Origin of the sequence: Streptomyces sp. NPDC007905, assembly GCF_042959345.1 — a bacterium.
Classification (GTDB): domain Bacteria; phylum Actinomycetota; class Actinomycetes; order Streptomycetales; family Streptomycetaceae; genus Streptomyces.
This window is the reverse complement of record NZ_JBIBKS010000025.1, coordinates 94,314-119,860: the sequence shown is the minus strand read 5'-3', so window position 1 is coordinate 119,860 and position 25,547 is coordinate 94,314. Positions and strand designations below refer to the sequence as shown.

27 protein-coding genes and 1 pseudogene are annotated in these 25,547 nt (G+C 71.0%); 9 read left to right on the top strand and 19 right to left on the bottom strand.

The genetic code is table 11. The features are described from left to right. Positions 1-551: 551 nt before the first annotated feature. The 15 genes from ACFZDC_RS34455 to ACFZDC_RS34385 form a co-directional block, all read right to left on the bottom strand. Positions 552-1,442 (bottom strand): 2-hydroxy-3-oxopropionate reductase, encoded by an 891-nt coding sequence (locus ACFZDC_RS34455; protein WP_391330020.1) that lies wholly within the window; start codon positions 1,440-1,442, stop codon positions 552-554. A gap of 42 nt (positions 1,443-1,484) precedes the next feature. Then, positions 1,485-2,315 carry a TIM barrel protein gene (locus tag ACFZDC_RS34450; RefSeq protein WP_391330018.1) on the bottom strand — a complete coding sequence of 277 codons (831 nt, stop codon included), beginning with the start codon at positions 2,313-2,315 and terminating at the stop codon, positions 1,485-1,487. Between the two features lie 147 nt (positions 2,316-2,462). Continuing rightward, on the bottom strand, positions 2,463-3,203 hold the full coding sequence (locus tag ACFZDC_RS34445) for a hypothetical protein (protein WP_391330016.1): 741 nt from the start codon (positions 3,201-3,203) through the stop codon (positions 2,463-2,465). Positions 3,204-3,237: 34 nt separating this feature from the next. Then, the gene (locus ACFZDC_RS34440; RefSeq protein ID WP_391330014.1) at positions 3,238-3,711 is read right to left on the bottom strand and encodes a hypothetical protein; all 474 of its coding nucleotides are present in this window, start codon (positions 3,709-3,711) and stop codon (positions 3,238-3,240) included. 11 nt (positions 3,712-3,722) lie between these two features. Further along, positions 3,723-4,997, bottom strand: coding sequence for an MCE family protein (locus ACFZDC_RS34435; RefSeq protein WP_391330012.1), 1,275 nt, complete (start codon positions 4,995-4,997; stop codon positions 3,723-3,725). Beyond that, a complete protein-coding gene (locus ACFZDC_RS34430) occupies positions 4,994-6,277 on the bottom strand; it encodes an MCE family protein (protein ID WP_391330011.1) in 1,284 nt (427 codons plus the stop codon). The genes ACFZDC_RS34435 and ACFZDC_RS34430 overlap by 4 nt, the downstream gene beginning before the upstream one ends. Further along, on the bottom strand, positions 6,274-7,392 hold the full coding sequence (locus ACFZDC_RS34425; protein WP_391330009.1) for an MCE family protein: 1,119 nt from the start codon (positions 7,390-7,392) through the stop codon (positions 6,274-6,276). The genes ACFZDC_RS34430 and ACFZDC_RS34425 overlap by 4 nt, the downstream gene beginning before the upstream one ends. Further along, positions 7,389-8,420, bottom strand: a complete 1,032-nt coding sequence (locus tag ACFZDC_RS34420) for an MCE family protein (RefSeq protein ID WP_391330025.1) — start codon at positions 8,418-8,420, stop codon at positions 7,389-7,391. Before ACFZDC_RS34420 ends, ACFZDC_RS34425 begins: the two co-directional genes overlap by 4 nt. A gap of 206 nt (positions 8,421-8,626) precedes the next feature. Further along, positions 8,627-9,667: an MCE family protein gene (locus ACFZDC_RS34415; protein WP_391330008.1), complete on the bottom strand. Its 1,041-nt coding sequence runs from the start codon at positions 9,665-9,667 to the stop codon at positions 8,627-8,629. Beyond that, complete coding sequence (locus ACFZDC_RS34410; protein WP_391330006.1) at positions 9,664-10,911, bottom strand: MCE family protein; 1,248 nt, start codon at positions 10,909-10,911, stop codon at positions 9,664-9,666. The genes ACFZDC_RS34415 and ACFZDC_RS34410 overlap by 4 nt, the downstream gene beginning before the upstream one ends. Before the next feature lie 11 nt (positions 10,912-10,922). Then, complete coding sequence (locus ACFZDC_RS34405; RefSeq protein ID WP_391330005.1) at positions 10,923-11,747, bottom strand: ABC transporter permease; 825 nt, start codon at positions 11,745-11,747, stop codon at positions 10,923-10,925. Between the two features lie 3 nt (positions 11,748-11,750). Next, positions 11,751-12,521, bottom strand: a complete 771-nt coding sequence (locus tag ACFZDC_RS34400; protein ID WP_391330003.1) for an ABC transporter permease — start codon at positions 12,519-12,521, stop codon at positions 11,751-11,753. After that, entirely contained in the window at positions 12,518-13,447 is a 930-nt protein-coding gene (locus ACFZDC_RS34395; RefSeq protein WP_391330002.1) for an ATP-binding cassette domain-containing protein, read from the bottom strand. Before ACFZDC_RS34395 ends, ACFZDC_RS34400 begins: the two co-directional genes overlap by 4 nt. 108 nt (positions 13,448-13,555) lie before the next feature. Continuing rightward, positions 13,556-14,572 (bottom strand): sigma-70 family RNA polymerase sigma factor, encoded by a 1,017-nt coding sequence (locus ACFZDC_RS34390; RefSeq protein WP_391330000.1) that lies wholly within the window; start codon positions 14,570-14,572, stop codon positions 13,556-13,558. Positions 14,573-14,672: 100 nt separating this feature from the next. Continuing rightward, on the bottom strand, positions 14,673-15,719 hold the full coding sequence (locus ACFZDC_RS34385) for a lytic murein transglycosylase (protein WP_391329999.1): 1,047 nt from the start codon (positions 15,717-15,719) through the stop codon (positions 14,673-14,675). Between the two features lie 215 nt (positions 15,720-15,934). Between ACFZDC_RS34385 and ACFZDC_RS34380 the strand changes: the two genes are divergently transcribed. From ACFZDC_RS34380 to ACFZDC_RS34350, 7 genes and pseudogenes are all read left to right on the top strand, one after another. Next, entirely contained in the window at positions 15,935-16,195 is a 261-nt protein-coding gene (locus ACFZDC_RS34380; RefSeq protein WP_391329997.1) for a hypothetical protein, read from the top strand. Next, positions 16,192-16,560, top strand: coding sequence for a helix-turn-helix domain-containing protein (locus tag ACFZDC_RS34375; RefSeq protein ID WP_391329995.1), 369 nt, complete (start codon positions 16,192-16,194; stop codon positions 16,558-16,560). Before ACFZDC_RS34380 ends, ACFZDC_RS34375 begins: the two co-directional genes overlap by 4 nt. Positions 16,561-16,677: 117 nt before the next feature. Next, positions 16,678-17,190, top strand: coding sequence for a 2-oxo-4-hydroxy-4-carboxy-5-ureidoimidazoline decarboxylase (gene uraD / locus ACFZDC_RS34370; protein ID WP_391329993.1), 513 nt, complete (start codon positions 16,678-16,680; stop codon positions 17,188-17,190). A 4-nt stretch (positions 17,191-17,194) separates the two neighbouring features. Then, positions 17,195-17,605: a hydroxyisourate hydrolase gene (uraH, locus tag ACFZDC_RS34365; RefSeq protein ID WP_391329992.1), complete on the top strand. Its 411-nt coding sequence runs from the start codon at positions 17,195-17,197 to the stop codon at positions 17,603-17,605. 6 nt (positions 17,606-17,611) lie between these two features. Then, positions 17,612-18,544 (top strand): factor-independent urate hydroxylase, encoded by a 933-nt coding sequence (gene pucL / locus ACFZDC_RS34360; RefSeq protein WP_391329990.1) that lies wholly within the window; start codon positions 17,612-17,614, stop codon positions 18,542-18,544. Between the two features lie 126 nt (positions 18,545-18,670). Beyond that, positions 18,671-20,050 carry an 8-oxoguanine deaminase gene (locus ACFZDC_RS34355; protein ID WP_391329989.1) on the top strand — a complete coding sequence of 460 codons (1,380 nt, stop codon included), beginning with the start codon at positions 18,671-18,673 and terminating at the stop codon, positions 20,048-20,050. Between the two features lie 312 nt (positions 20,051-20,362). Continuing rightward, positions 20,363-20,691, top strand: a pseudogene (locus ACFZDC_RS34350) (solute carrier family 23 protein); the annotation flags it as partial. A gap of 77 nt (positions 20,692-20,768) precedes the next feature. Here the strand turns inward: ACFZDC_RS34350 and ACFZDC_RS34345 are convergent. The 3 genes from ACFZDC_RS34345 to ACFZDC_RS34335 form a co-directional block, all read right to left on the bottom strand. After that, the gene (locus tag ACFZDC_RS34345; protein ID WP_391329988.1) at positions 20,769-21,191 is read right to left on the bottom strand and encodes a thioesterase family protein; all 423 of its coding nucleotides are present in this window, start codon (positions 21,189-21,191) and stop codon (positions 20,769-20,771) included. 53 nt (positions 21,192-21,244) lie between these two features. Continuing rightward, positions 21,245-21,871 (bottom strand): hypothetical protein, encoded by a 627-nt coding sequence (locus ACFZDC_RS34340; protein WP_391329987.1) that lies wholly within the window; start codon positions 21,869-21,871, stop codon positions 21,245-21,247. Positions 21,872-22,041: 170 nt separating this feature from the next. After that, positions 22,042-22,641: a histidine phosphatase family protein gene (locus ACFZDC_RS34335; RefSeq protein ID WP_391329985.1), complete on the bottom strand. Its 600-nt coding sequence runs from the start codon at positions 22,639-22,641 to the stop codon at positions 22,042-22,044. Between the two features lie 308 nt (positions 22,642-22,949). Between ACFZDC_RS34335 and ACFZDC_RS34330 the strand changes: the two genes are divergently transcribed. Continuing rightward, positions 22,950-23,423, top strand: a complete 474-nt coding sequence (locus ACFZDC_RS34330) for a diadenosine tetraphosphate hydrolase (protein WP_391329983.1) — start codon at positions 22,950-22,952, stop codon at positions 23,421-23,423. A gap of 51 nt (positions 23,424-23,474) precedes the next feature. On the opposite strand, the gene ACFZDC_RS34325 is transcribed toward ACFZDC_RS34330, so the two are convergent. Next, a complete protein-coding gene (locus ACFZDC_RS34325; RefSeq protein ID WP_391329981.1) occupies positions 23,475-24,683 on the bottom strand; it encodes an aminotransferase class I/II-fold pyridoxal phosphate-dependent enzyme in 1,209 nt (402 codons plus the stop codon). Positions 24,684-24,770: 87 nt separating this feature from the next. Between ACFZDC_RS34325 and ACFZDC_RS34320 the strand changes: the two genes are divergently transcribed. Then, entirely contained in the window at positions 24,771-25,397 is a 627-nt protein-coding gene (locus tag ACFZDC_RS34320) for a winged helix-turn-helix transcriptional regulator (RefSeq protein WP_391329980.1), read from the top strand. The last annotated feature ends 150 nt before the right edge of the window (positions 25,398-25,547 follow it).

Sequence of the window (25,547 nt, the reverse complement as noted above, 5' to 3'; positions counted from 1 at the left end):
GGGCGGTGGCCGGACCTCTGATCAGCGTCTCCGACGGCACCCCTCGGGCCCGGTGACACCACCCCCCAGGTCATCCGATCGACAGGGGGCAACAGCCATGCCGGGCCCGGAGGCCAGCGGCCCCGTTGCAGGACCGCAGAAAACATAACGGGGCGCTTTCGGTGCCGTGTGATGGCCGTCCGACGGCGCGAGGCTGGGCGCGACAGGACGTGCGCGCCGCCGGACGGAGTCGGGGAGCTCTCTCGGTGAGGTCGTGGCCGGGGACCGCGGTGGGTGCGACGGAGCCGGGAACCCTTCCCTCTGGTCGAGAAGGGGACTCGGTCCTTCACCACCGCACTGGCTCGCACACCGCCGCGGTCCTCGCCCTGCCCGCGGTGCCGGCGATCACCCCTCATCCGGATCGCTCGGCGGCGGGTCGTACGCGTCCGGGGCCGGACCTCCCCGTCAAGTCCCGGACGCGGCCTCGGGGATCAGTTCCGGGCCGCGGCGACGCCTGGGCGCGACAGGACAGGTGTCAGCGGCGCCGCGGCCCGGAAGTCCGGGAACGCCTGTCAGACCTGGGCGCCGGACAGGCGCTCCACGGCCCGCAGCAGCGCCGAGTGGTCCAGGCCGCCGTCGCCCTGGGCACTCAGGGAGGCGACCAGCTGGGCGACCACGGCGCCGACCGGCAGGGCGGCGCCGACGTTGCGGGCGGCGTCGGTGACGATGCCCATGTCCTTGTGGTGCAGGTCGATGCGGAAGCCCGGCTTGAAGTCGCGGGTCAGGAAGTTGTCCTTCTTGCGCGACAGCGCGGTCGAGCCCGCGAGGCCGCCGCCCAGGACGTCCAGCGCGGCCTTCAGGTCCACCCCCGACTTCTCCAGGAAGACCACGGCCTCGGCGCAGGCCTGGATGTTCACGGCCACGATCAGCTGGTTGGCCGCCTTCACGGTCCGGCCGGAGCCGTGCGGCCCGCACAGCACGATGGTCCTGCCCAACACCTCGAAGATCGGCTCGGCCTGCTCGAAGTCGGCCTGCTCGCCACCGACCATGATCGACAGCACGGCCTCGACGGCACCGGCCTCACCGCCGGAGACAGGGGCGTCCAGCACCCGGATCCCCTTGTCCCGTGCGGCCTTCGCGAGGTCCACCGAGGTCTGCGGGGTGATCGAGGACATGTCGATCAGCAGGGCGCCCGACCTGGCGTTCGCCAGGATGCCGCCGGGGCCGTAGGCGATGGCCTCGACCTGTGGGGAGGCGGGCACCATCGTGATGACCACGTCGGCGTCCCGGACCGCCTCGGCGATCGAGCCGGCCGCGGTGCCGCCGGCGGCGGCCAGGCGGTCCAGCTTGTCCTGCTCCAGGGTGAAGCCGGTGACGTCGTAGCCCGCCTTGATCAGGTTCTCGGACATGGGGGAGCCCATGATGCCGAGGCCGATCCACGCGATCTTGGGAAGGGTGCTCATGCTCGGGGGTGCCTCTCTGACTGCTGTGCAAGGTCGGGGGGTTCAGCGCGCTGCGCGCGGGAGCCACTCGAAGGCCTCGGCGCTCGGACGGTCGCCCGGCTTGTACTCCAGGCCGACCCAGCCGCCGTAACCGGCCTTCTTCAGATGGTCGAGCAGCTTCTCCAGCGGGAGCGAGCCCGTCCCGGGTGCGCCGCGGCCGGGATTGTCGGCGATCTGCACGTGGCCGGTCTTCGCCGCGTACCGGTCGATGACCGCGGGCAGGTCCTCACCGTTCATCGACAGGTGGTACAGGTCCATCAGGAACTTCGCGTTTCCGAGCCCCGTCGCCGCGTTGACCTGGTCCACGATCTCGACGGCCTTGGGGGCGCTCACGATCGGACACTTCGGCGACTCGGGCTGGTTGAGCGCCTCGATCAGCAGGATCGCGCCGATCCGGTCGGCGGCCCGGGCCGCGAGGGTCAGGTTCTCCAGGGCGAGCGCGTCCTGTTCGGCCGGGTCCACGCCCTCGACGCGGTTGCCGTAGAGCGCGTTGAGCGCCTTGCAGCCGAGGGACCGGGCGAAGTCGGCCGCCACGTCGATGTTGGCGCGGAACTTCTCCGACTCCTCACCGGGGACCGACAGGGCGCCGCGGTCCGGGCCCGGCAGCTGTCCGGCGTAGAAGTTCAGGCCCGTGAGCCGGACCCCCGCGTCCTCGATCACCTTTTTCAGGGCGTCGAGCTCGGACTGCTCCGGGGTGGCGGAGTCGACCCAGGGCCACCACAGCTCGACCGCCGTGAAGCCCGCCGTGGCGGCGGCCGCGGGACGCTCCAGGAGCGGGAGTTCCGTGAAGAGGATCGACAGGTTGACGTTGAAGCGCTGGTCTGCAAATCCCACGGGGGCGGCGCCCCCTTCCCGTAATTCCACAATGTGGAAGTTCCTTTCTGCTTAACGGAAGACTGCCTGTGAGGGAGGAGAACTGTCAAGAGAGCCCACGAAAAAGTGCCCCCGCGCCTACGCGCGAGGGCACTGACCAAGAGCTGCTCAGAGGGCGTCGACGCCGCTCACCTTCCAGCCGTCGGAGGTGCGGGTGAGCGTCATCCGCACCCGGTTCAGGTCCAGACGGGGCCCCGACACCTGTGTGCTCTCGGTGATCTGGTTGACGAAGAGCAGGACGACGGCCCTGTCCGGTGCGGCCGAGACGACGGAGACCGCCGGGGCGCCGCCGTCGGCGGGCGTCGCCACGGTCGCCTTCACCACACCGTGGTACTTCTTCGCGGTCGGCGCGACCACCGTCTTCGTGGTCTTGCCGTACTGGTCGCGGAAGTGCCCGGTCAGCAGGGCGCGGGCCCGGGTGAAGTCCCGGTCCAGGTGCCGGTAGTCGTACGACAGCACGACCGGCGCCGCCTTCCGCGCGGCCGCGAGGGCCTCGCCGCGCGCCCGCTCCGCCTGCCGCCCCTCCCGGTACTGCCACCCGAGTACGGCGGCCACGACCAAGGCCGCCACGAGTACGGCGCCCAGCACCGCGGTGAGCACGTGCCGCCCGATCCGGCGCGGGGGCGCGCTCTCCTCGGGCTCCTCCTCGAACGGCGCGGGCTCCGGCGGGTCCTCCCAGCCGTCCGTCGGCGGCTCGATGAGCAGCGTGCGTCCGGACGGTGTCTCCTCTGCCGGACCGGCGGCACGGGTGTCGCGCCCGGCGCGCTTGGCCGCCGCGCGGGCGGCCGCGGTCATGGTGCGGCGGGCCGGGGAGCCGGTGCCGCGGGTTCGGGTGGTCGGGTTCGCCACGGTGTCTCTCCTCATTGATGGCCTCACCGGTGGTTCAGCCCACGAACGCGACGTCGGACGTCAGCCAGCGGCCGTCCACGCGCACGAGGTCGAGCTGGAGCCGGTAGGTGCGCGCCTGGCCCCCGGGCGCGGCGGTGTTGGTCACCTTGCTGTCGGCCACGACCAGGACCCGGGCCGAGTGCTCGTCGGACCGCACGATGCCCGCTTCCAGGACCTGCCCCTCGGACACCGACTTGTTCTGGGCGACGAGCTTCGTCAACTGCTCCGTCTGCGCGGCGAACTGCTTCTTGAAGCCGCCGGTGGCGCCCTTCAGCACGTTGCCGCTGTCCCGGTCGTAGTGCCGGTAGTCGAGCGAGGTGAAGTTCAGCGCCGACTGGCGCGCCGCCGCCAGGACGTCCTGACGGCGCTGCTCCGCTCCGCGCTGGTCGGACAGTTTCAGGCCCAGCCAGACGGACAGCACGGTCATCAGTACGGTCGCGGCGACGAGTCCCACCGACAGGGGCCCCATGCGCACCCCTCTCATGCCATCGGTCCCACGAGCAGCCATTGCCACGATTCCTTTCCGAACACGGTCTGTTCGCCGCCCGTCGAGCCGATCTCGACGGGCGTTCCGTCCGGGCCGATCGCAGTGCCGGTCTCCGGGTCGTACGGGGCCACGAACGCGGCCTGGTCGGCGCCGGCCGAACCGGTCCTCGCGCCGGGGGCGTTCTGCGCGCCGCGCACCGAGGTCTTGCCCCCGCGCGGTGCCGCGCAGTGCGCGGCCGTGTTCGCCGGGCGGGTGCTGGTGTCGGCGGGGTCGCGCCGCTGGGTGCCGTAGCCCTGGGTGCAGGCGGGCGGGTCGTCGGCGTTCACGGTCATCCCGAAGTGGGTGGTGCCGTCGCCGGGGATGACCGTGTAGCTGCCCGCCACCGTGAGCGGGAGCGTGACCAGGGACTGCTCGACGCCGGGCAGCCGGGCCACGGTGATCTGCCCGCCGCTGATGAGGTTGGTCAGCAGGACCGGCACGTTCGGCCGCGTGGACTTCAGCAGGGAGTCGAACTGCTGCGCGGCGGGCACGGTGTTGCCGATCAGCCGGCGCAGATCCCCGTCGCTCGACTTCATCTGCTCACTGAGGTCCGCCAGATCGTGGGAGAACGACTTGATGGCCGAGCCCTCGTCGGCCTGTGTCTTGAGTACCTTCCGTGAGTCCTCGATCAGCGAGACCGTCTGCGGGAGCGACTCGGAGGCCGACTCCACCAGCGCGTTGCCGGAGTCCACCAGACGGCTCAGGTTCGGTCCGGTGCCGGCGAAGGCCTTGCCCAGCTCGTCGACGGTGGTGCGCAGATCGTCCTTGCCGACCGAGTTGACCAGCCGGTCGAGGCTCAGCACCAGGTCGGTGACCGGCAGCGGGGTCCGGGTACGGCCGCGCGGGATGGGGCTGCCGTCGATGAGATACGGGCCGCCCGACCGCCGCGGCTGGAGGTCCACGTACTGCTCGCCCACCGCCGAACGGTTGGCGATCACCGCCAGCGTGTCGGCCGGGATCTTCGGGGCGCCGTCCTCGATCTTCAGGGCCACCGAGACCCCGGAGCCGTTCAGCCGCAGATCGCCCACCCGGCCCACTGGCACACCCCGGTAGGTGACCTCGGCGCCGGGGAAGATGCCCCCGGACTCGGCGAAGTCGGCGCGCACGGTGTAACCGCGGGCGAGGACGTCGTCCACCAGGCCCGTGTACCGGGCGCCGACGTACGACACGCCGAGGGCGGTGACGGTCGCGAAGGCGAGCAGCTGGGCCCTGACCGTACGTGTGATCACGGCAGTATCCCCTTCAGCATCAGCTCGGCAAGGCCGAGGTCGATCCCGGGCGGGAGGCGACGCGAGCCGTCAGCGGTGCCGTAAGCCGCGGTGCACACCGGCGGACACAGCAGGGTGCTGCCGTCGGAGGGCTTCGAAGGCACGGCGGGCACGGAGGGCACGGAGGGCGCGGACGGCGTGTCCGGCAGGGACGGGGTGGACGGGAGGGGGGTGGGAGTGGGGAGGCCGGGAAGATGCGGGGTCCCGGGCGTCGGGGTCGTCCTGCCCTTGCCCGGCTTGCCGGTGACGTTGCCGTAGAGGTCCGCCAGGTCGAGGTCGGCGGTGATCCTCAGGTTGACGTAGTCGCCCTTGACGGCGTCCGTCACGTTGCGCGGGAACGGGTAGGTGGTCAGCAGTTCAAGGGAGTTGGGCAGGTCGTCGCCCGCCTTGTTCAGCTGCTGCAGGATGGGCTGCAGCTTCTTGAGGTTGGCGACGGTGTCGTCCCGGGAGGCGTTCACCACCCTGGTGCCGGTGGTGCCGAGCCTGGACAGGGCGGTGAGCATCTTTGTCAGGTCCCGGCGCTGGTCGGCGAGGGCCTTCAGGGCGGGCGGCATGGTGTCGACGGCCAGGGCGATCGTCTTCTTCTCCTTCTTCAGCCGACCGGCCAGTCGGTCGACGCCCTTGAGTGCGCGTACGATCTCCGCCCGCTGGTCGTCGAGGCCGCCGAGGAACGTGTCGAGCTGCTTCAGCAGGGACCTGACCCGGTCCTCACGGCCGGTGAGGGCCTTGTTCAGCTCGACGGTGATCGTCTTCAGCTGGGCCACCCCGCCGCCGTTGAGCAGCGCGGACAGGGCCGACAACACCTCCTCGACCTCCGGGTTGCGGCCGCTGCGGGAGAGCGGGATGCGGTCGCCGTCGCGGAGCCGTCCGACAGGTGCCGTGCGGGCCGGCGCGGACAGGGCCACGTACTTCTCGCCGAGCATGCTGGTCTGCCTCAGGTCGGCGACCGCGTTGCCGGGCAGCTTCACCGAGTCGGCGATGCGCAGCCGCACGCGCGCGTGCCAGCCGTCCAGCTCCACCTTCTCGACCGCGCCCACGGTGACGTTGTTCACCTTCACCGCCGACTGCGGCACCAGGTCGAGTACGTCCCGGAACTCGACGGTGACGTGGTAGGCGTGGCCGTCCGAGGCGGCGCCGCCGGGGAGCGGGACGTCGTACCAGCCGTTGAACTCGCAGCCGGTCAGCAGCAGCGAGCCGACCGCCGTCCAGGCGGCCACCCGCCCCTTGCGCAGCACGCTCATGCCGGTGCCCCCAGGATTCCGCCGAGGGTCTTGTCGACGGTGCCCGTCGTCGCCGGGGCCGCCGGCACCTTGGGCAGGGAGTCGAAGAGCTTCTTCAGGTCCGTGCAGTCGGGGTTCTTGCCGCCCTCGTCGCCGGTCGCCTTCAGGAGCGAGCAGAGCAGGGACGCCGGGTCCTGCGGGTTCTGCGCGTTGTTGCGGGTGTCGAGGGTGCCGGCGGCGGGGTTGTAGGCGTTCTGCAGGTTCGACAGGCCCGTGGGGGCGACGTTCAACAGCTCCTCCAGTGCGGCCCGTTGGGTGACGAGGACCTTGGTGACCTTGGCCAGGCCCTTGACGTCCGAGGTCAGCGCCTTCTTGTTGCCCTTCACGAAGCCGGACACGTCGCCGAGGGCGGCGGCCAGGTACTTCAGCGCGTTCGCGAGATCCCTGCGCTCCCCGGCGAGTTGCCCGGCCACGTCGGCGAGGCTGGTGTTGAACGACCGCACGCTCTTGTCGTCCGCCGCCAGCGCGGCCGTGAACACCTGAAGGTTCCGCACGGTCCCGAACAGGTCGCCGCGCCCGTCGGACAGCGTGGTGACCGCCTGCGAGAGGTCCTCGACCGTCTGGTTGAGGTTCTTGCCCTGTCCCCGGAGGTTGTCCGCGTTCACCGCGAGCAGCCGGGACAGGGAGCCCTTCTTGTTGGCGCCGTTCGGGCCGAGCGCCTCGGCGGTGGTGTGCAGGCTGTCGAAGATCCGGTCCAGCTCGACGGGGACGGCCGTACGGGACTCGGGGATGACGTCACCGTCCCGCAGCACCGCGCCCTTGTGATACACCGGCAGCAGCTGCAGGTAACGGTCACTGACCACCGAGGAGTTGACGATGGCGGCCTGCGCGTTCGCGGGGACCTTGCGGCCCTGGTCGTACTCCAGCTCCACGCGTACCCGGTCGCCCTCCGGTGTGATCTTCTTGACCTCACCGATGCGGACGCCGAGGACGCGGACGTCGGAGCCGGGGTAGATGCCGACGGTGCGCGGGAAGTACGCCGTGACGCGGACGGGGTCCGGGCTCGGCCACAGGACGACGGCGAGGCCGGCGACGACCGCGAGCGCGGTGCACAGGGCCAGGAGTCTGCGGGTCATCGGGTGCCTCCCGTCCGTGGCGTGACCGGGGCGGCGACCAGGTTCTGGACGTAGGAGTCGAACCAGCGGCCGTTGCCGAGGGTGTTGGTGAACAACCGCACGTAGGGGGCGAGCAGTTGGACGCTGCGGTCGAGGCTCGCCTGGTTGCGTTCGAGCATGTTCACGAAGGTGTTGAGGTTCTTCAAGGCGGGCCCGATCTCCTTGCTGTTGTCGTCGACCAGGCCGGAGAGCTCGATGCCCAGCAGTGCCGAGCTCTTGAGCAGCTTGTGGATCGCCGTGCGCCGCTTGTCGATCTCCTTGAACAGTGCGTCGCCGTCCTTCACCAGCGCGGAGAAGTCCTTCGTGTGGCCGGCCAGCACCTTGGTGACGCCGTTCGCGTGGGCGAGGAGGCCGCGCAGCGCCTTGTCACGGGAGGCGACCGTTCGGGAGATCCGCGACAGTCCCTTGATCGAGGCCCGCACCTCCGCCGGGGAGTCCTGGAAGGTGGTGGAGATCGTGTCCAGCGCCTTCGCGAGCCGGTCCGTGTCGACCTTCTCGCTGGTGGTCGTCAGGTCGCTGAAGGCCTGGACGACGTCGTACGCCGACACCGTCCGCCGCAGCGGGATCTCGCCGCCCGGCTTCAACCGGCCCGTCCCCTTCGGGTACAGGGCCAGGTACTTCGCTCCGAGGATCGTCTTGACCCGGATCGACGCGCCCGTGTCGGTGCCGAGCGCCGGCTCGCCCTTCACCTTGAAGGTGACCTTGACGTGATCGCCGGCCAGGTCGACGTCCTCGACCTTGCCGATCTTGACCCCGGCGATCCGTACCTCGTCGCCCGGCTTGAGTCCGCCGGCCTCCGAGAAGGCCGCGCTGTAGGTGTCGCCGCCGCCGATGAACGGCAGGCTGTCGGCGTTGAAGGCGGCGACCGCGAGCAGCGCGAGGACGGTGAGGCCGACGGCGCCGACGACGACCGGATTGCGCTCACGGAAGGGCTTCAGGCGCGGTCGCTTCAGCCGGAGCCTGGGCAGCCTCGGCGGCAGGACCCGCACCCTGACCAGGGGTCCGGGGCGGGTGGTGCGCTTCGGCGGCCGGGGGAGTCCCGGCAGCCTCGGCGGCAGGACCCGTACCTTCACGAGCGGTTCGGGGCGGCCCGTGGCCTTGGGCAGCCGGGGGAGCTTCGGCAGCCTCGGCGGCAGGACCCGTACCTTCACCAGTGGTTCGGGGCGGCGCACCGTGCGCCGCGTGATGCGCATGCTCATCCGCCACACCTCGCCCGTGCCACGTGCAGCTCCGGGGCGATCACCTGCTTCGTCTTCGGCAGCACGATCCGGCCGTCGAAGTCGCAGAGGTAGAAGTTGAACCACGAGCCGTAGGACGCCGTCCCGGTCAGCTTGTCGAGCTTGTTCGGCAGCCGCTTCAGGACGCCCTCCACGGTCTTCTCGTTCTTGTCCAGGTTTCCGGTGAGCTCGCCCAGCCCGGCGATGTCGTCCTTCAGCGGCGGCCGCGCGTCCTTCAGCAGCCCTGCCGTGACGTCCGTGAGGTCGCCGATGCTCACCAGGGACCGCCCGATGGGCTTGCGGTCGGCGGACAGCCCCGAGACCACCCGGCGCAACTGCGTGAGCAGCCCGGAGAAGCGGGAGCCGCGCTTGTCGAGCGTCTCCAGGACGGTGTTGAGGTTCTTGATCACCGAGCCGATCAGCTGGTCGCGGTCGGCGAGGGTGGTGGTGAGGGAGGCCGTGTGCGCGAGCAGGCTGTTCACCGTGCCGCCCTCGCCCTGGAGGGTCTTGATGATCTCGGTGGCGAGCTGGTTGACATCGCTCGGGCTGAGCGCGGCGAACAGCGGCTTGAAGCCGTTCAGCAGGGCGTTGAGGTCCAGCGCCGGCTGGGTCCGGGACAGCGGGATGGTGCCGCCGGGCCGCAGCCGGGTGGTGCCGTCGCCGGTGCCCTCGGTCAGCGCGATGTACCGCTGCCCGACCAGGTTGCGGTAGCGGACGACCGCGTGGGTGCCCGCCAGCAGCGGCCGGTCCGCGCCGACGGTGAAGGCGACCTCGGCCAGGGTCCGGGCCTTGATCCGGATGCCCTCGACCTCCCCGACCCGCACTCCGGCCACCCGGACGTCGTCGCCGGTCTCCAGCCCGGTCACGTCGGTGAACACCGCGTGGTAGGTCTCCTTCGGGGTGAAGGAGATGTTGACGATGGTGGCGGCGAGCAGCGCCGTCGCCGCGATCGTGACCAGCGCGAAGAGGCTGAACTTGATCAGCGGACCGGCGGTCTGCCGGGCTCCTGTCCGGCTCATGCGACACTCACCGCCGTTCCGCGCGCGAGCGGCCCGAACAGCAGGGTCGCGACGGGCGGGACCTTGTCGGCGGGGACGCCCATGACGGGGGCCACGAGCGAGCCGACGGCCCGTTGTTCGGCCTCGGTGGCGGACACGTTGACACCTCCGGGGAGCGCGCCGCCCGGACTTCCGGCCGACGTACCGTCGTTGAGATGGGGTTTCGGCCCGGGCACCGGCGGATGCGGCAGGCCACGGCAGTTCGGGCCCGACCGCTCGCCGTAGACCGGCTCCTCACCGGGCCGGTACGCCCCCTGCGGCCGGACGGCTTCGAGGGTGATCCGCATCTCGCCGCCCCGGAACGCGTCCTCCGACGCCTTCTCCTGCCGGACCAGGCCCTGGAACAGACACGGGTACTCGGGGGAGTAGCGGGCGAAGAGCTCCAGCGTGGGGCGGGAGACCCGGCCCAGGGTGATCAACCGGTCGCCGTTCTCGGAGAGGAAGTCGTCCGCCGTGCCCGCGACCGCAGCGGTCGCGCGGAGCCCGGCGGCCAGCTGGTCCCTCTTCTCGACGATCGTCCGGCTGGTGGTGACCGTGTTGCGCAGGATCCGCATCAGATCCGGCGCGGCGTCGCCGTAGACCTCGGCGACGTCGGCGAACCGCGAGATGTCTTCCTTCATCGACGGCATATGCGGGTTGAGGCGGCGCAGGTAGCCGTCGACCCGGGTGAGGTTGTCGCCGATCCGGTCGCCGCGGCCGTCCAGCGCGGTGGCGAACGCCGAGAGCGTGGCGTTCAGATCACCGGGCCGGACGGTCCGCAGCAGCGGCAGCAGGTCGTTCATCAGCTGCTGGAGCTCGATGCCGACCTTCGTACGGTCCTGGGTGATGACGTCCCCGGCGCGGATGGGCCGAGCCGTGGAACGGGTCGGCGGCACCAGGTCGACGTACTTCTCGCCGAACAGCGTCTTGGGCAGCAGCCGCGCGTGCACGTCCGAGGGGATGGATGGGACGTACTCGGGCTTGAGCGCGATGTCGAGCGTGGCCTTCGTGCCGTCCGCGTGCACCTCGCGCACCTCGCCGACCAGCAGCCCGCGCAGCTTGACGTCGGCGCGCGGATCGAGCTGGTTGCCGATGGTGTCGGCCTCCAGGGTGATCGGTACGACGGACGTGAACGCCTGCTGGTAGACGGCCACCGCGAGCGACAGCAGCAGCGCGAGCACGGCGATGAACGCGATGCCGTACACCCTGAGTCTCACTTTGCGCATGCGCACCTCTCTCACCCCGCAATCCGTACAGTCGTGTTGGCGCCCCAGATCGCGAGGCTCAGGAAGAAGTCCAGGACGTTGATGGCGACGATGGACGTCCGCACCGCCCGGCCCACCGCGACGCCGACGCCCGCCGGACCGCCGCTCGCGTGGTAGCCGTAGTAGCAGTGCACCAGGATGATCAGCACGGCGAAGACGATCACCTTGCCGAAGGACCACAGGACGTCCACCGGCGGCAGGTACTGCTGGAAGTAGTGGTCGTACGTGCCGGTCGACTGCCCGTAGTAGCCGGTGGTGATGGTGCGGGCGGCGAGGTAGGAGGACAGCAGCCCGATCACGTACAGCGGGATCACCGCGACGAAACCGGCGATCATCCGCGTCGTCACCAGGAACGGCAGCGACGGGACGCCCATCACCTCCAGCGCGTCGGTCTCCTCGCTGATCCGCATCGCACCGAGCTGCGCGGTGAACCCGGCGCCGACCGTGGCGGACAGGGCGAGTCCGGCCACCAGCGGGGCGATCTCCCGGGTGTTGAAGTACGCCGACAGGAACGCCACGAAGTTGGAGGTGCCGAGCTGGTTGAGGGCCGCGTAGCCCTGCAGACCGACCTCGGTGCCGGTGAAGAACGACAGGAAGGCGATCACGCCGACCGTGCCGCCGACGACGGCGAGCGCGCCACGGCCGAAGCTCACCTCGGCGAGCAGCCGCAGGATCTCCTTCTTGTAGCGGCGCAGGGTGCGGCCCGTCCACGCCAAGGAGCGTCCGTAGAAGGACAGTTGGGTGCCCAGCTCCTCCAGGGAGCGCAGTGGGCGGTCGAGGACTCTTTGCGGTCTCATCGGCTAGCCCCTCTGCGGAACGATCTGGAAGTACACCGCGGTCATCACGAAGTTGGTCACGAACAGCAACATGAAGGTGATCACCACGGACTGATTGACGGCATCACCCACACCCTTCGGACCGCCCTTCGCGGTGAGCCCCTTGTACGAGGCGACGATCGCCGCGATCGCCCCGAACACCAGCGCCTTGATCTCGGCCGCCCACAGGTCGGGCAGCTGCGCGAGGGTGGTGAAGGACGCCAGGTAGGCGCCGGGCGTGCCGTTCTGGAGGATGACGTTGAAGAAGTAGCCGCCCGCGACGCCGACCACCGACACCAGGCCGTTGAGGAGGACGGCCACGACCATCGACGCCAGCACGCGCGGTACGACGAGCCGGTGGATCGGGTCGATGCCGAGGACCTGCATCGCGTCGATCTCGTCCCGGATCTTGCGTGCCCCGAGGTCCGCACAGATCGCGGTGCCGCCCGCGCCCGCGATCAGCAGCGCGGTGACGATCGGCGAGGCCTCGCGCAGCACGGCGAGCACGGACGCGGCACCGGAGAAGGACTGCGCGCCCAGCTGCCGGGTCAGGCTGCCGATCTGGAGCGCGATGACCGCTCCGAAGGGGATCGAGACAAGAGCCGTCGGCAGGATCGTGACGCTCGCGACGAACCACGCCTGCTGGATGAACTCCCTCGCCTGGAACGGCCGTCGGGGCAGGGTCCGGACGACGTCCAGCGCCATCGCGAACAGACTGCCCGAGTGCCTGAGCGCACCCGTCGGGGAGAGTCTCATGGGCTGGTCACCTCCTTTCCGTGCAGCTCGGCCTCCCGTCCGGCGATCGACTCCCAGCGGGGTGGGCGTGCGATGCCGGGGCTGGGCAGCAGGCGGGGAGTGAGGTCCTCGACTCCGCCGCCCTCGTCGATCAGGGCCAGCTCCTGCTCGACCTGTGCCGCGTCCTTCTCCTCCGCCATGCCGATCGGTCCCTGCATCCGGCCGTTCAGGAACTGCCGTACGACGGGCTCGTCACTGGTCAGCAGCTGCTCGCGGGGCCCGAACATCACCAGCTCGCGCCGGAACAGCAGTCCGATGTTGTCGGGCACCTGGCGGGCCGAGGCGATGTCGTGGGTGACGATGAGGAAGGTCGCGTCGATCTGTGCGTTGAGGTCGACGATGAGCTGGTTCAGGTAGGCCACGCGCACCGGGTCGAGGCCCGAGTCCGGCTCGTCGAACAGGATGATCTCCGGGTCGAGGACCAGGGCGCGGGCGAGTCCGGCACGCTTGCGCATCCCGCCGGAGATCTCGCCGGGCAGCTTCCCCTCGGCGCCGATCAGCCCGACCATGTCCATCTTCTCCAGCACGATGCGCCGGATCTCGCTCTCGGACTTGCGCGTGTGCTCGCGCAGCGGGAAGGCGATGTTGTCGTACAGGTTCATCGAGCCGAACAGCGCGCCGTCCTGGAACAGCACGCCGAACAGCTTCCGCACCTCGTACAGGTCGCGTTCCCGCAGCCGGGTGATGTCCCGGCCCTGGATCGTGATGGAGCCGCGCTCCGGCTTCAGCAGCCCGACGAGCGTCTTGAGGAACACCGACTTGCCCGTCCCCGAGGGGCCGAGCATCACCGAGACCTCCCCGGCGGGCAGCGTCAGCGAGACGTCCTGCCAGATGACCTGGTGACCGAAGGACTTGGTCAGCCCTTCCACACAGATCTCGACACCCATCCGGTCCCACCCTTCGCCCGTGCAGCTGCTCCGACATCTGCTCTACGGGGAGGGGCGGGGCGTCCGTCGCGGCGACGGCGGATTTTTTTCGGGCGCGTGTACGGCGTGCTACGGCTGCTTCACGGCAGGCACGCTCGGGGTGGGTACGGGGAGGGAAACAGACGGAAGAGCCGGGAGCGACGGCGCAGAGGGAAGCGACGGCGCTGAGGGAAGCGGCGGCGCTGAGGGAAGCGGCGGCACCGACGGCACCGCGGACTCCACCGGCAGCTTGGGAAGCGGAGGCGAGGAGACCTCCGGCAGGGGCGGCACGGACAGGGGTATGACGGTTTCGCCGGCGGGCGATCGGGTCGCCGCCCGAGTCGGGGCCGCCGGCGGCCTACGCGTCTGCGGAGCGCGCGCCTGCCCGGCGCTGTCGGTGCTGTTGGCCACCTGCGCCCCGCTGGACATCGTCGGGTGCCGAGTAGGGGCGGCCGCGGGACCGCCTCCGTCGAGCGCGTACGGCAGTACGAAGCCCGCCACCGCCAGGGTCGCCGCCGTGGAGGTGACCGCCACGGCCTGCACCTTCCCGCCCCCGCGCGGCCGCCCCCGTCCGACCAGGAACAGGACGAGCCCGAACGTCCCGGCCAGCGAGGCGCGCAGCGTCCGCCGGGCCCGGGCGAGCAGCGACTCGACGGTCCGGTAGCTGAGCCCCATCCGCACCGCGACCTGGCTCACGTCCATGTCCTCGGACTTCAGCCGCAGCGCCTCCGCCTGCCGGGCGGGCAGCTCCCCGCTCCGCACGGCGAGCCACTTCGCCTCCGCCCGGTCGCACACCGCCTCCTCGACGGGCACCGGGCCCGGCGCGACGAGCGTGGGGCGGCTGCCCACCTCGGCCTCGCGGTTGACCTGCCGGTACCGGTCGACACACAGCCGCATCGTCACCGTCGTCAGCCAGGCGCCGAGCCGCTCGTCGTCGAGGTCAGGGCGCTCCGCGGCCCGCAGCATCGCCTCGTGCACGGCGTCCTCGGCGTCCTCCTGGCTCATGGAGCGCCGCCGGGCCACCTTGAGCAACTGCTCACGGTGGCCCCACATGCGCTGCCAACGCTCGTCGGCGGCCGCTGTGTCCGCAGGCATGTTCGTCGCCATGAGGGCCCCTTCGCACTCACCGCCGGTCCTGTGCTTCCGGCGGGTGGCGACATTACCGCCGGGTATCGGCGGTTGTGGAGGGGGAGACGCCCATCGTGTTCTAGCTGTTGCCCATGGTCAGAGGCCCTGTGTCGGAAAACACACCGCCGCCGGGCAGCGTGAGGGTCGGTACGGGCACGGGAACCGCCGGCGTCCGCGGCTCCTTGGGGACGTCCGCCGTGCGGGACGCGGTGGGGGAGGGCGAGGCGGGTGGCGTCGTCGGAGTGCGCGACGGGCCCGGGCCCGGCTTCCGGTCCTCCGACGGCTTCGGCGAGGGCTTCGGCGAGGGCTTCGAGGTCTTCGGGCGGGACGTCTTCGGCCGGTCCCGGGACTCGCCGGACGCGTCCGGCACCACGCGGTGTCCGGTCAGGTAGTACGCGTACCAGGCCCGGACCGTGCGCAGATAGGCGTCCGAGTGGTTGTAGCCCAGGATCGCCCGGTCCAGGTCGGCGGGGTCCGAGAGGTCCCGGCCGCCCGCGCACAGGTAGCGGCCGGCGGCGAGCGCCGCGTCGTAGACGTTGTCCGGGTCCGCGTGCCCGTCTCCGTTGCCGTCCGCGCCCCAGCGTTCCCAGGTCGACGGGATGAACTGCATCGGGCCGACCGCGCGGTCGTACACCGCGTCCCCGTCGTACCCGCCGCCGTCGGTGTCCGGTACGACGGCGAAGGCGCCGCCGGTCAGCCGGGGACCGAGGATGGGCGTCACGGTCGTACCGTCCGGGGCCACCCGGCCGCCCCGCGCCTGCCCGGACTCCACCTGGCCGATCGCGGCCAGCAGCTGCCAGCGCAGCCGGCAGCCCGGCGCGCTGCGCGCGAGCTCCTCCTCGGCCCGCCGGTACGCGGCGAACACGCTCGCGGGCAGGGCGCCGCCCGTCACCTGCTGTGCCCGAACCTCCTTGTGGGTCCGCAGCGGTGGGAGGCCGGTGCGGTAGGGGGTGTCGCCGGACACGCTGGGGCCGTCCTCGGCGGCCGCGGCCTTCCGCACGGGCTGAGCGACCTGCGCCGAGACCGCCCCCGGCGGCTGTGACGCGGTCAGCGCGGCCATCGCCGCCGCCGCGATCGCGGTACCCCTGGCACCCCTCAGTGCTCCCTTGTGTGCACGCGCTGTCACTGTGCAGTCCCCTCGCTGAGTGGATCCGTCGTCTGCTCTACGCGGCCGGACGGCAGGTCCGTCGCGCGGAGCGGGGCGGATTCGGCGGGTGCCTTTTTCCGGGAGCGGGATGCGCACGCGTGTCCGTTAAGGTCTCCCCAAGCGGCCTGGGCGGTCCTACCCGGTCGCGGACCTGGCGGCACGCGCGGGTCGGGAGCAAATGCCTTGGGGGCACAGTGCGACTGAAAGTGGAGTTCACGACGGAGCCCTTCGATCTCGACGAGGCACCCGCGCACGCGCTGGTCGCCCGCGAGGTCATCGAGGCGGCCGAACTGGACGCGGTGGACGTCGGCCCGTTCGGCAACACGGCGGAGGGCGCCGCCGACGCCGTGCTCGGTGCCGTGGACGCGCTGCTGCGCAGGAGCCTGGAGGCCGGCGCCACCCGCATCTCGCTCCAGGTCAACGTCGTCGGCGCGGCCGGGGAGGGGGAGAAGTGACCGGCAACGGGGACGAGTCCTTCATCGCGGCCGTGAAGCCGCTGGTCGACGCCATGGGCGGGGAGCTGCTCCCGCCGGACGAGGCCGGCACCGAGGACGTCGTGCTCGCCTGGGAGGGCGTCGACGTGGTCGCCGTACGCCTGCCTCAGCTCGCCGATTCGCTGGACCACATCCTGGTCGCCATGGAGCGCAAGCAGGGCAAGCCGCTGGCCGACCTCGACCGCAAGGCCAAGCAGGAGGTCGTACGGATACTGGAGGCGCGGGGTGCCTTCGCCGTGCGGCACGGCGTGGAGACCGTGGCCGGCGCGCTCGGGGTCAGCCGCTTCACGGTCTACAACTACCTCAACCGCGAGAAGGAGGGCTGACCGCCACCCGGGATGCACCACCGAATTTTCAACAAAGTGTTGACGTGATGTTGCTCAGGGCGTTAGCTACAGGCAGCCCGTTCAGCACGAAGGCCGTTTCCGGCCACGGAGGCTCCCGTGACTACGACTTCCACGCCCCCGGGCCTGGCCCGGTTCAACGTCCTGGAGGAGCACGCGGCCCTCGCCGCCCTCCACGAGGCGTGCGCCTCCACCGAGTGGGCCCGGCGGCTGCTCGCCGGCCGCCCGTACGCCACCGCGGAAGACCTCTACGCCGCCGGCGACGCCGCCATGACCGAGCTGAGCACGGCGGACCTGGAAGAGGCGATGGCCGGCCACCCGCCGATCGGCCGCCCCAAGGCCGGCGACCCGACCTCCGCCCGGGAGCAGGCCGGCATGGCCGGCGCCGCCGAGGAGCTCAGGGCGGAGATGCTCGAACTCAACCTGGCCTACCAGGAGAAGTTCGGCCACGTCTTCCTCATCTGCGCCACCGGCAGGACCGGCGAGCAGCTGCGGGACGCGGTCAAGGAGCGGATCGGCAACGCGCCGGAGCGGGAGCGGGAGATCGTCCGCACCGAGCTGGGCAGGATCAATCGCATCCGACTCGCCCGACTCGTCGAAGAGGACGCCTGAGACCATGAGCACCAGCACCACAGCCTCCGTGTCCACGCACATCCTGGACACCTCCGCCGGCCGCCCCGCCGAGGGCGTCGTCGTCCGGCTCTCCGCCCGTTCGGGCCAGGGCGCCCCTTACGGGCAGGGAGGGGACTGGCAGGCGCTCGGCGGCTCCGCGACCGACGCCGACGGCCGGTGCAAGGACCTTCCGGACCTGCCGGAGGGGACGACACACGTACGGCTCGACTTCGCGGTGGAGCCGTATTTCGAGAAGAAGCAAGCCGATGCGCAGCAGGACGCCCCCGCGAATCGGGACAGCGGCGTCGTGTTCTTCCCCGAGGTGGCGATCACCTTCGCCGTGAACCCCGGGGAGCACTACCACGTACCGCTGCTGCTCAACCCGTTCGGCTACTCCGTTTACCGAGGGAGCTAGCAGAAAATGCCCACGATCCTGGGACAGAACCAGTACGGCAAGGCAGAGAACCGAGTCGTAAAGATCACGCGGGACGGCGCCACCCACCACATCAAGGACCTCAACGTATCCGTGGCGCTGAGCGGCGACATGGACGCAGTCCACTACTCCGGCTCGAACGCCAACGTCCTGCCGACCGACACCACCAAGAACACGGTGTTCGCCTTCGCCAAGGAGTACGGCATCGAGTCCGCCGAGCAGTTCGGCATCCACCTCGCCCGCCACTTCGTCACCTCGCAGGAACCGATCAAGACCGCCCGGATCCGCATCGAGGAGTACGCCTGGGAGCGGATCGAGACCTCCGACGCCAACTCCAAGTTCATCGGAGCGGACGAGGTCAAGCACTCCTTCGTGAGGAAGGGCCAGGAGACCCGGCTCACCCAGATCACCTTCGACGGTGAGAAGTGGGAGGTCATCTCCGGTCTCAAGGACCTGACGGTGATGAACTCGACCAACTCCGAGTTCTGGGGCTACGTCAAGGACAAGTACACGACGCTCAAGGAAGCCCACGACCGCATCCTGGCCACCTCGGTCTCCGGCCGCTGGCGATTCAACTGGACCGACGACGAGCAGAAGATGCCCCACTGGGAGAGGTCCTACGAGCAGGTCAAGAAGCACATGCTCCAGGCCTTCGCCGAGACGTACTCCCTCTCGCTGCAGCAGACGCTGTACCAGATGGGCGCGCGCATCATCGACAACCGCAGCGAGATCGACGAGGTCCGCTTCTCGCTGCCGAACAAGCACCACTTCCTGGTCGACCTGGAGCCCTTCGGGCTGAAGAACGACAGCGCCGACGGAGCTGTCTACTTCGCCGCCGACCGGCCCTACGGTCTGATCGAGGCGACCATCCTCCGGGACGGCTGCGAGCCGAAGATCCCGGTGGACCTCACCAACCTCTGATCCCCCCTCTTTCGGCACCCGTGACCGGGGAGACACCTCTTCGGCTCCCCGGTCACGGCACTCAAAACTCCTGGGGTCCTTGCCGTGCCCTCTCTCAAGAGTCCACTGAGTGAAAAGGACGAAGTCATGGCAGCAGCCCAGCGCATCGTCATCGAGAACTGTTCGATCGCGACCGTGGACGAGGACGACACCGAGTACGCCTCCGGGTACCTGGTCCTCGCCGGCAACCGTATCGAGGCGGTCGGCGCGGGCAAGGCCCCCGAGGGCCTGGAGAACGTCGTACGCCGTATCGACGCCACCGGGCACCTCGTGACCCCCGGTCTGATCAACACCCATCACCACTTCTACCAGTGGATCACCCGGGGCCTGGCCACGGACCACAACCTCTTCAACTGGCTGGTCGCCCTCTACCCGACCTGGGCGCGCATCGACGAACCGATGGTGTACGCGGCGGCCCAGGGCTCGCTCGCGATGATGGCCCGCGGCGGCGTCACCACCGCCATGGACCACCACTACGTCTACCCACAGGGCTCCGGCGACCTGTCCGGCGCCATCATCCGCGCCGCCCGCGAGACGGGCGTCCGCTTCACCCTCGCCCGCGGCTCCATGGACCGCAGCGAGAAGGACGGCGGCCTGCCCCCGGACTTCGCCGTGGAGACCCTCGAGGGCGCCCTCGCCGCCACCGAGGAGACCGTCAAGAAGCACCACGACGCCTCCTCCGACGCGATGACCCAGGTCGCCGTCGCCCCCTGCTCCCCCTTCTCCGTCTCCACCGAACTCCTCAAGCAGGGCGCCGAACTCGCCCGCCGCCTCGGAGTACGGCTGCACACCCACGGTTCCGAGACCGTGGAGGAGGAGAAGTTCTGCCACGAGCTGTTCGGCATGGGCCCGACCGACTACTTCGAGTCCACCGGCTGGCTCGGCGAGGACGTGTGGATGGCGCACTGCGTCCACATGAACGACTCCGACATCGCCGCCTTCGGCCGTACCGGGACCGGTGTGGCGCACTGCCCGTCCTCCAACGCCCGCCTCGCGGCCGGCATCGCCCGCGTCCCCGACATGCTCAAGGCCGGTGTCCCGGTCGGCCTCGGCGTCGACGGCACCGCGTCCAACGAGTCCGGTGAACTCCACACCGAGCTGCGCAACGCCCTGCTGATCAACCGCCTCGGCGCGCACAAGGAGGCCGCGCTGAGCGCCCGGCAGGCGCTGCGGCTCGGCACCTACGGCGGCGCCCAGGTGCTCGGCCGCGCGACCGAGACCGGCTCGCTGGAGGCGGGCAAGCTCGCCGACCTGGTGCTGTGGAAGCTGGACACCCTCGCCCATGCCTCCATCGCCGACCCGGTGACGGCCCTGGTCCTCGGAGCGGCGGCCCCGGTCACCGCCTCCTTCGTCAACGGACGTCAGATCGTCGAGGACGGCCGCCTGCTGACCGTCGACGAGGACGCCATCGCCCGCTCCACGCGGGACGAGGCCCGGCGCCTGGCGCGGATCGCCGCCCAGGGCTGAGCCGGAACCGGACTCCGGCCGGGGGGGACGGCTCCCGGTCGGCCGCCGTGGACCCGAGCGGGGTCCACGGCGGCCGTCTCCGGGGCGCGCGTGAAGGCGCGCGCCCCGGAACGGTCACCCTCCCCTGACCCCATGGGTCCTACCGGTCCCGCACGACCGCCGCGCACCACCTCCCTGAACCCGCGTCAGAGCCGACGTGTCCAACCGACCGGAGGAGCCGCCGTGTCCGCCAACCCCGTTGACGAGACAACCGTCCACCCCGCGGATGAGAGGTCCGTCCACCCCGTGGACGAGAAACTCCCCGCCCTGAAGATGGCGACCAGCGGCCTGCAGCACGTGGCCGCCATGTACGCGGGAGTCGTCGCCCCGCCCCTGATCGTCGGCGCGGCCGTCGGCCTGTCCGGCACCGACCTCACCTTCCTCACCGGAACGTGCCTGTTCACCGCGGGCCTCGCCACCTTCCTGCAGACCCTCGGCATCTGGAAGATCGGCGCCCGCCTGCCCTTCGTCAACGGCGTCACCTTCGCCGGGGTCGCCCGATGACGGCCATCGTCGCCTCCGCCAAGGACACGTCCGACGCCCTGCCGGTGATCTTCGGCGCGGTCATCGTCGCCGGTCTCCTTGGCTTCCTCGCGGCCCCCGTCTCCCACATCGCGAAGGCACGGGCGGCCTACCACGCCGAGCACCGGCCGGAGCTGCTCGACGCGTAGGGGAGCGGCTACAGGCCGAAGAGGCCGAGGTCCGTCGCCAGTTCCTTGAACACCTCCCGGGGGTCGGCGACCAACTTCCGCTCCTTCAGGTCCAGCAGGCCGCCCACCGCGGTCACCTCGGCCGCCACCGTGCCGTCGGTCTTGCGCATCTCCTGCCGGATCCGGAAGGTCTTGCCGCCGCCCCACTCGAACTCGCAGGTCACGTCGACCTCGTCACCGGCGAGCAGCTCGCGCCGGTAGCGGATCGTCGTCTCCAGCGCCACCGGGCCCACACCCCCGCCGACGAGCCGGGCCTGGCTCACTCCGGCGGCCTTGAGCAGCGACCACCGGGCGTGCTCCGCGTAGTTGAGGTACACCGCCTGGTTGAGGTGTCCCTGCACATCGGTCTCGTAGCCGCGGACGGTCACGCGCACGGAAAACGGTTCGCTCACGACTTCCCCTTCTCGTGTACGACGCACTGATCCCCCTGATCCTGGCACGCCGTTCACGCCCGGCGCGGGGAGGCCAGCAGATAGCGCACCCTCGTGCGCGGCTCGGTGTACTCGCCGGCCTGCCAGCCGGCCCGCTCCAGCGTGGCCGCGCATGCCCGCAGGCTCTCCTCGTCCGGCGCGTACACGGCGACCGCCTCCGGCTGCGGGGTCGCGCGCACCCGGTAGCCGTCGTCGTCCGGGCCGGCCGGGCGGTGCCCGGCCGCCTCCAGGGCGAGCGCGGCGGCCCGCACCAGATGCGTCCGCTCCCAGCCGCACGGGCGGTCGGTGGCACCGCCGGGGTTGGTCATCCGGCGCAGCTCGAGCAACCCCTGCCAGGCGCTGTGCACCTCCCGAAGCCGCGCCGGACCGGACGCGGGTGGCTCCTCCTCGCCGCCGACGCGCGCGGTGAAAACCCCCGAAGAACCGGACGGTGCCGGTTGTTCCGGGGGTTCGGGCACCGCCTCCCGTATCCGGTGCCCCGCCGGAGTGAGGAAATGATCGTGCGGCGGCCGTGGATGCCGGAAGGCCAGCCCGCGCTTCACCAGCGCGGCCAGCTGCGCCTCCGTCCCGCGCAGCCGCCCGGTGACCGGATCGGCGGCATCGATCACCCGCCGCTGCGCGGCGGTCGGCGGTCGGGTCACGACGTACTCCCTCCGGTGCGCCGGCTCCTGGGAACCGCCAGGTGGGCGGCTCAATCGAAGCGTACGGCCGGGGTCTGACAACGGGATGAGCCCGGCAGTGCGGCGGGGGCGCGGCACCGGAGCCGGTGGGCCGGGGCGTCGGCGGGGGCGCGGCACCGGAGCCGGGGGGATCAGTCGGGCGGTCGGACGTTCCAGCCCGCCACCACCGGGCGCCCGTGCTCGGTGCCGAGGCGGCACAGCGCGCCCGTCGCCAGCTGGAAGAGTGCGCCGTGCCGCGGGGGCAGGCCGAGGCGGCGGGCGGTGAGGACGCGCAGGAAGTGCCCGTGGGCGATCAGGAGGACGATTCCCTCGGTGTTGGCGAGGGCGGCGTCCACCTTGGCGAGCATCCGGTCGGCGCGCTCGCCGACCTGCTCCGGACTCTCCCCGGGGTGCTCGGGCGGACCCGGCGCGACACCGTCCGTGAACAGGAACCAGCCGGGCCGGGTCCGCCGGATCTCCACGGTGGTCACGCCCTCGTACCCGCCGTAGTCCCATTCGCGCAGGTCGGCGTCGACCCGGGCGTCGCGGATGCCGATGAGTTCGGCGGTCTCCCGGGCCCGCTGCAGAGGGCTGACGAAGGCGGCGCCGATCCGGTGCGAGCGGATCAGCGGCACCAGCCGGCGCGCCTCCTCGCGGCCGTGCTCGGTCAGGGGCACGTCGGTCCAGCCGGTGTGCCGTCCGGACCGCGACCACTCGGTCTCACCGTGCCGGACGAGAAAGAGGTCACCCACGTCAGCGCCCTTCCCGCTCGCCTTCAGAGCACGGTGCCACAGGCCGGTGGCCGTCCGCAGGACGAACTGGGCCAGACGGGCCGCCGCCCACGGCGTCGCCGTACCCCGACGGGAACGCGAAACGCCGCCGCGTGCAGGCATACGCCATCCCGCTCGCCGGGTCGGCTCCGGATCCCGCGGGAACCGGTCGCACCGCTGTGCCGGGCCCCGGGATCGTCCCGCTCCCCGGCGCGATCCGTCGCGACTGCGCACGCACACCCTCGATCCCCCGAACCCCTCGGCTGCAACGGCCGCTAAAGTCCCAGGTCATGACTGAGGAATGGCGCGAGGACCGGATCGGCAGCGCTCTGCGTGGTGAAAACCCCACGGTGCTGCGGCGCCTGGACGCGGGGTTCGCGGTGATCGGGGACATCCAGTTCCTGCCGGGGTACGCGGTGCTGCTGGCGGACGACCCCGCCGTGGGGCGACTGTCGGACCTGCCGAAGGCGCGGCGCCTGAGCTTCCTGGACGGCATGGACCGCCTCGGCGAGGCCGTCGAGCGCGCCTGCGGTCGGCTGGATACGGGTTTCCGGCGGGTGAACCTGGAGATCCTCGGCAACACCGACGGGTTCCTGCACGCGCACGTGTGGCCCCGGTACGAGTGGGAGCCGGCCGATCTCGTGGGCCTGCCGGTGTGGCTGTACCCGCAGGAGACGTGGAGGGACGACCGGCATGCGCTCGGTCCGCGCCACGATGGACTCCGCGCAGCCATCGGCGAGGAACTGGACCGGCTCGCGGAGTGAGGCCCCAGGGCCGCCGGCCATGCGGACCGCGGCCCGGCGCGGGCCTCCCGGTTACTGCCGGTACCCGCTGAGGAACCGGCCGATCCGCCCGATCGCCGCCTCCAGGTCCTCCGCGTGCGGCAGCGTGAGGATGCGGAAGTGGTCGGGGGCGGGCCAGTTGAAGCCCGTGCCCTGGACGACCTGGATCTTCTCGCGCAGCAGGAGGTCCAGGACGAACTTCTCGTCGTCGTGGATCCGGTGCACCTTGGGGTCCAGGCGCGGGAAGGCGTACAGCGCGCCCTTGGGCTTCACGCAGGACACCCCGGGGATCTCGTTCAGCTTCTCCCAGGCGACGTTGCGCTGCTCGTACAACCGCCCGCCCGGAGCGGCGAGTTCGCGGATGGACTGGCGGCCGCCGAGCGCGGCCTGGATCGCGTACTGGGCGGGCGCGTTGGCGCACAGCCGCATGGAGGCCAGCATGGTCAGGCCCTCCAGGTAGTCCTTCGCGTGCTGCTTGGGGCCCGTGACCACCAGCCAGCCGGAGCGGAAGCCCGCCACCCGGTAGGTCTTCGACAGGCCGCAGAAGGTGAGGACCACCAGGTCGGGGGCGAGGACCGCGGCCGAGTGGTGGACGGCGTCGTCGTAAAGGATCTGGTCGTAGATCTCGTCGGCGAAGACCATCAGGCCGTGCCGGCGGGCCAGGTCGAGGATGCCCTCCACGACCTCCTTCGGGTACACCGCTCCGGTGGGGTTGTTCGGGTTGATGAGGACCACGGCCTTGGTGCGGTCGGTGATCTTCGACGCCATGTCGGCCAGGTCCGGGCTCCAGTCGGCCTGTTCGTCGCACAGGTAGTGCACCGCCTTGCCGCCGGCCAGGGTCGTCACCGCCGTCCAGAGGGGGAAGTCCGGCGCGGGGATGAGGATCTCGTCACCGTCCTCGACCAGTGCCTGGACGGCCATGGACACCAACTCCGAGACGCCGTTGCCGAGGAAGACGTCGTCGACGCCCACCTCCAGGCCCAGGGCCTGGTAGCGCTGGGCGACCGCGCGGCGGGCGGAGAGGATGCCGCGGGAGTCCGTGTAGCCGTGCGCCTGCGGCAGCATCCGGATCATGTCCTGGAGGATCTCCTCCGGCGCCTCGAAGCCGAAGGCCGCGGGGTTGCCGGTGTTCAGGCGCAGCACGCTGTGGCCCGCCTCCTCCAGCGCGTTGGCGTGCTCGATCACCGGGCCGCGGATCTCGTAACAGACCTCGCTGAGCTTGTTCGACTGCCGGAACTCCATGCGCGCTCGCCCCTCCGGTTTCGTGTGTTGCTTGGTTTTACCAAGTTCGAGCTTGGAAAGTCCAACGACATGTCTAGACTGCGGGGCATGCCACCTCGCCGAAGCTACGACCAGTACTGCTCCGCAGCCCGCGCGCTCGACCTCGTCGGCGACCGCTGGACCCTGCTGATCGTCCGGGAGCTGCTCGCCGGCCCGCGTCGCTACACGGACCTGCACGCGGACCTGCCCGGCGTGAGCACGGACGTACTCGCCTCACGGCTGAAGGACATGGAACGGGACGGGCTCACCACCCGCCGGCGGCTGCCCCCGCCGGGCGCGGCCTTCGTGTACGAACTCAGCTCACGCGGGCGGGAGTTGCTGCCGGTGCTGCAGGCGCTGGGGGAGTGGGGGCAGGCCGAGCTGGGGGAGCGGCGGCCCACCGACGCCGTACGCGCGCACTGGTTCGCGCTGCCGTTGCTGCGGGCCCTGAAAGGTGACGGGGTCGTCGAAGTGCGCCTGGAGGAAGGAGACTTCCACCTCCACGTCGGCGCCGAGGAGGGCCCCGCGTACGGCGACGGGCCCGCGCCCGGCGAGGCGGACGCCCGGCTCGTGATGGACTCCGCGACGTGTTCGGCCGTCGGCCGCGGCGAGCTGACGCTGGCGGATGCCGTCCGGGCCGGACGCGTCAGGGTGACCGGTGACGGCACACTCGCCAAGGCCCTGCGGGAGGCGTGAGAGCGCTGAAGGGCCGCCGGTGGCTTGAGTTCTGGTGGTCGTCGCAACACCCCAGCTCAGTCGATGCGATGGACGTCGAGGTCCGGGCGGATCGACGGCCACAAGGGCAGCAGCCCTTCCGGGCACACCCGCGACCACCTCGACGCAGTC

Coding starts and splice junctions, on each gene's coding strand:
- ACFZDC_RS34455 (WP_391330020.1), bottom strand. CDS start 1,442: ATGAGCACCCTTCCCAAGATCGCGTGGATCGGCCTCGGCATCATGGGC.
- ACFZDC_RS34440 (WP_391330014.1), bottom strand. CDS start 3,711: ATGGGGCCCCTGTCGGTGGGACTCGTCGCCGCGACCGTACTGATGACC.
- ACFZDC_RS34430 (WP_391330011.1), bottom strand. CDS start 6,277: ATGAGCGTGCTGCGCAAGGGGCGGGTGGCCGCCTGGACGGCGGTCGGC.
- ACFZDC_RS34425 (WP_391330009.1), bottom strand. CDS start 7,392: ATGACCCGCAGACTCCTGGCCCTGTGCACCGCGCTCGCGGTCGTCGCC.
- ACFZDC_RS34415 (WP_391330008.1), bottom strand. CDS start 9,667: ATGAGCCGGACAGGAGCCCGGCAGACCGCCGGTCCGCTGATCAAGTTC.
- ACFZDC_RS34410 (WP_391330006.1), bottom strand. CDS start 10,911: ATGCGCAAAGTGAGACTCAGGGTGTACGGCATCGCGTTCATCGCCGTG.
- ACFZDC_RS34405 (WP_391330005.1), bottom strand. CDS start 11,747: ATGAGACCGCAAAGAGTCCTCGACCGCCCACTGCGCTCCCTGGAGGAG.
- ACFZDC_RS34400 (WP_391330003.1), bottom strand. CDS start 12,521: ATGAGACTCTCCCCGACGGGTGCGCTCAGGCACTCGGGCAGTCTGTTC.
- ACFZDC_RS34395 (WP_391330002.1), bottom strand. CDS start 13,447: ATGGGTGTCGAGATCTGTGTGGAAGGGCTGACCAAGTCCTTCGGTCAC.
- ACFZDC_RS34390 (WP_391330000.1), bottom strand. CDS start 14,572: ATGGCGACGAACATGCCTGCGGACACAGCGGCCGCCGACGAGCGTTGG.
- uraH (WP_391329992.1), top strand. CDS start 17,195: ATGAGCACCAGCACCACAGCCTCCGTGTCCACGCACATCCTGGACACC.
- pucL (WP_391329990.1), top strand. CDS start 17,612: ATGCCCACGATCCTGGGACAGAACCAGTACGGCAAGGCAGAGAACCGA.
- ACFZDC_RS34355 (WP_391329989.1), top strand. CDS start 18,671: ATGGCAGCAGCCCAGCGCATCGTCATCGAGAACTGTTCGATCGCGACC.
- ACFZDC_RS34330 (WP_391329983.1), top strand. CDS start 22,950: ATGACTGAGGAATGGCGCGAGGACCGGATCGGCAGCGCTCTGCGTGGT.
- ACFZDC_RS34325 (WP_391329981.1), bottom strand. CDS start 24,683: ATGGAGTTCCGGCAGTCGAACAAGCTCAGCGAGGTCTGTTACGAGATC.
- ACFZDC_RS34320 (WP_391329980.1), top strand. CDS start 24,771: ATGCCACCTCGCCGAAGCTACGACCAGTACTGCTCCGCAGCCCGCGCG.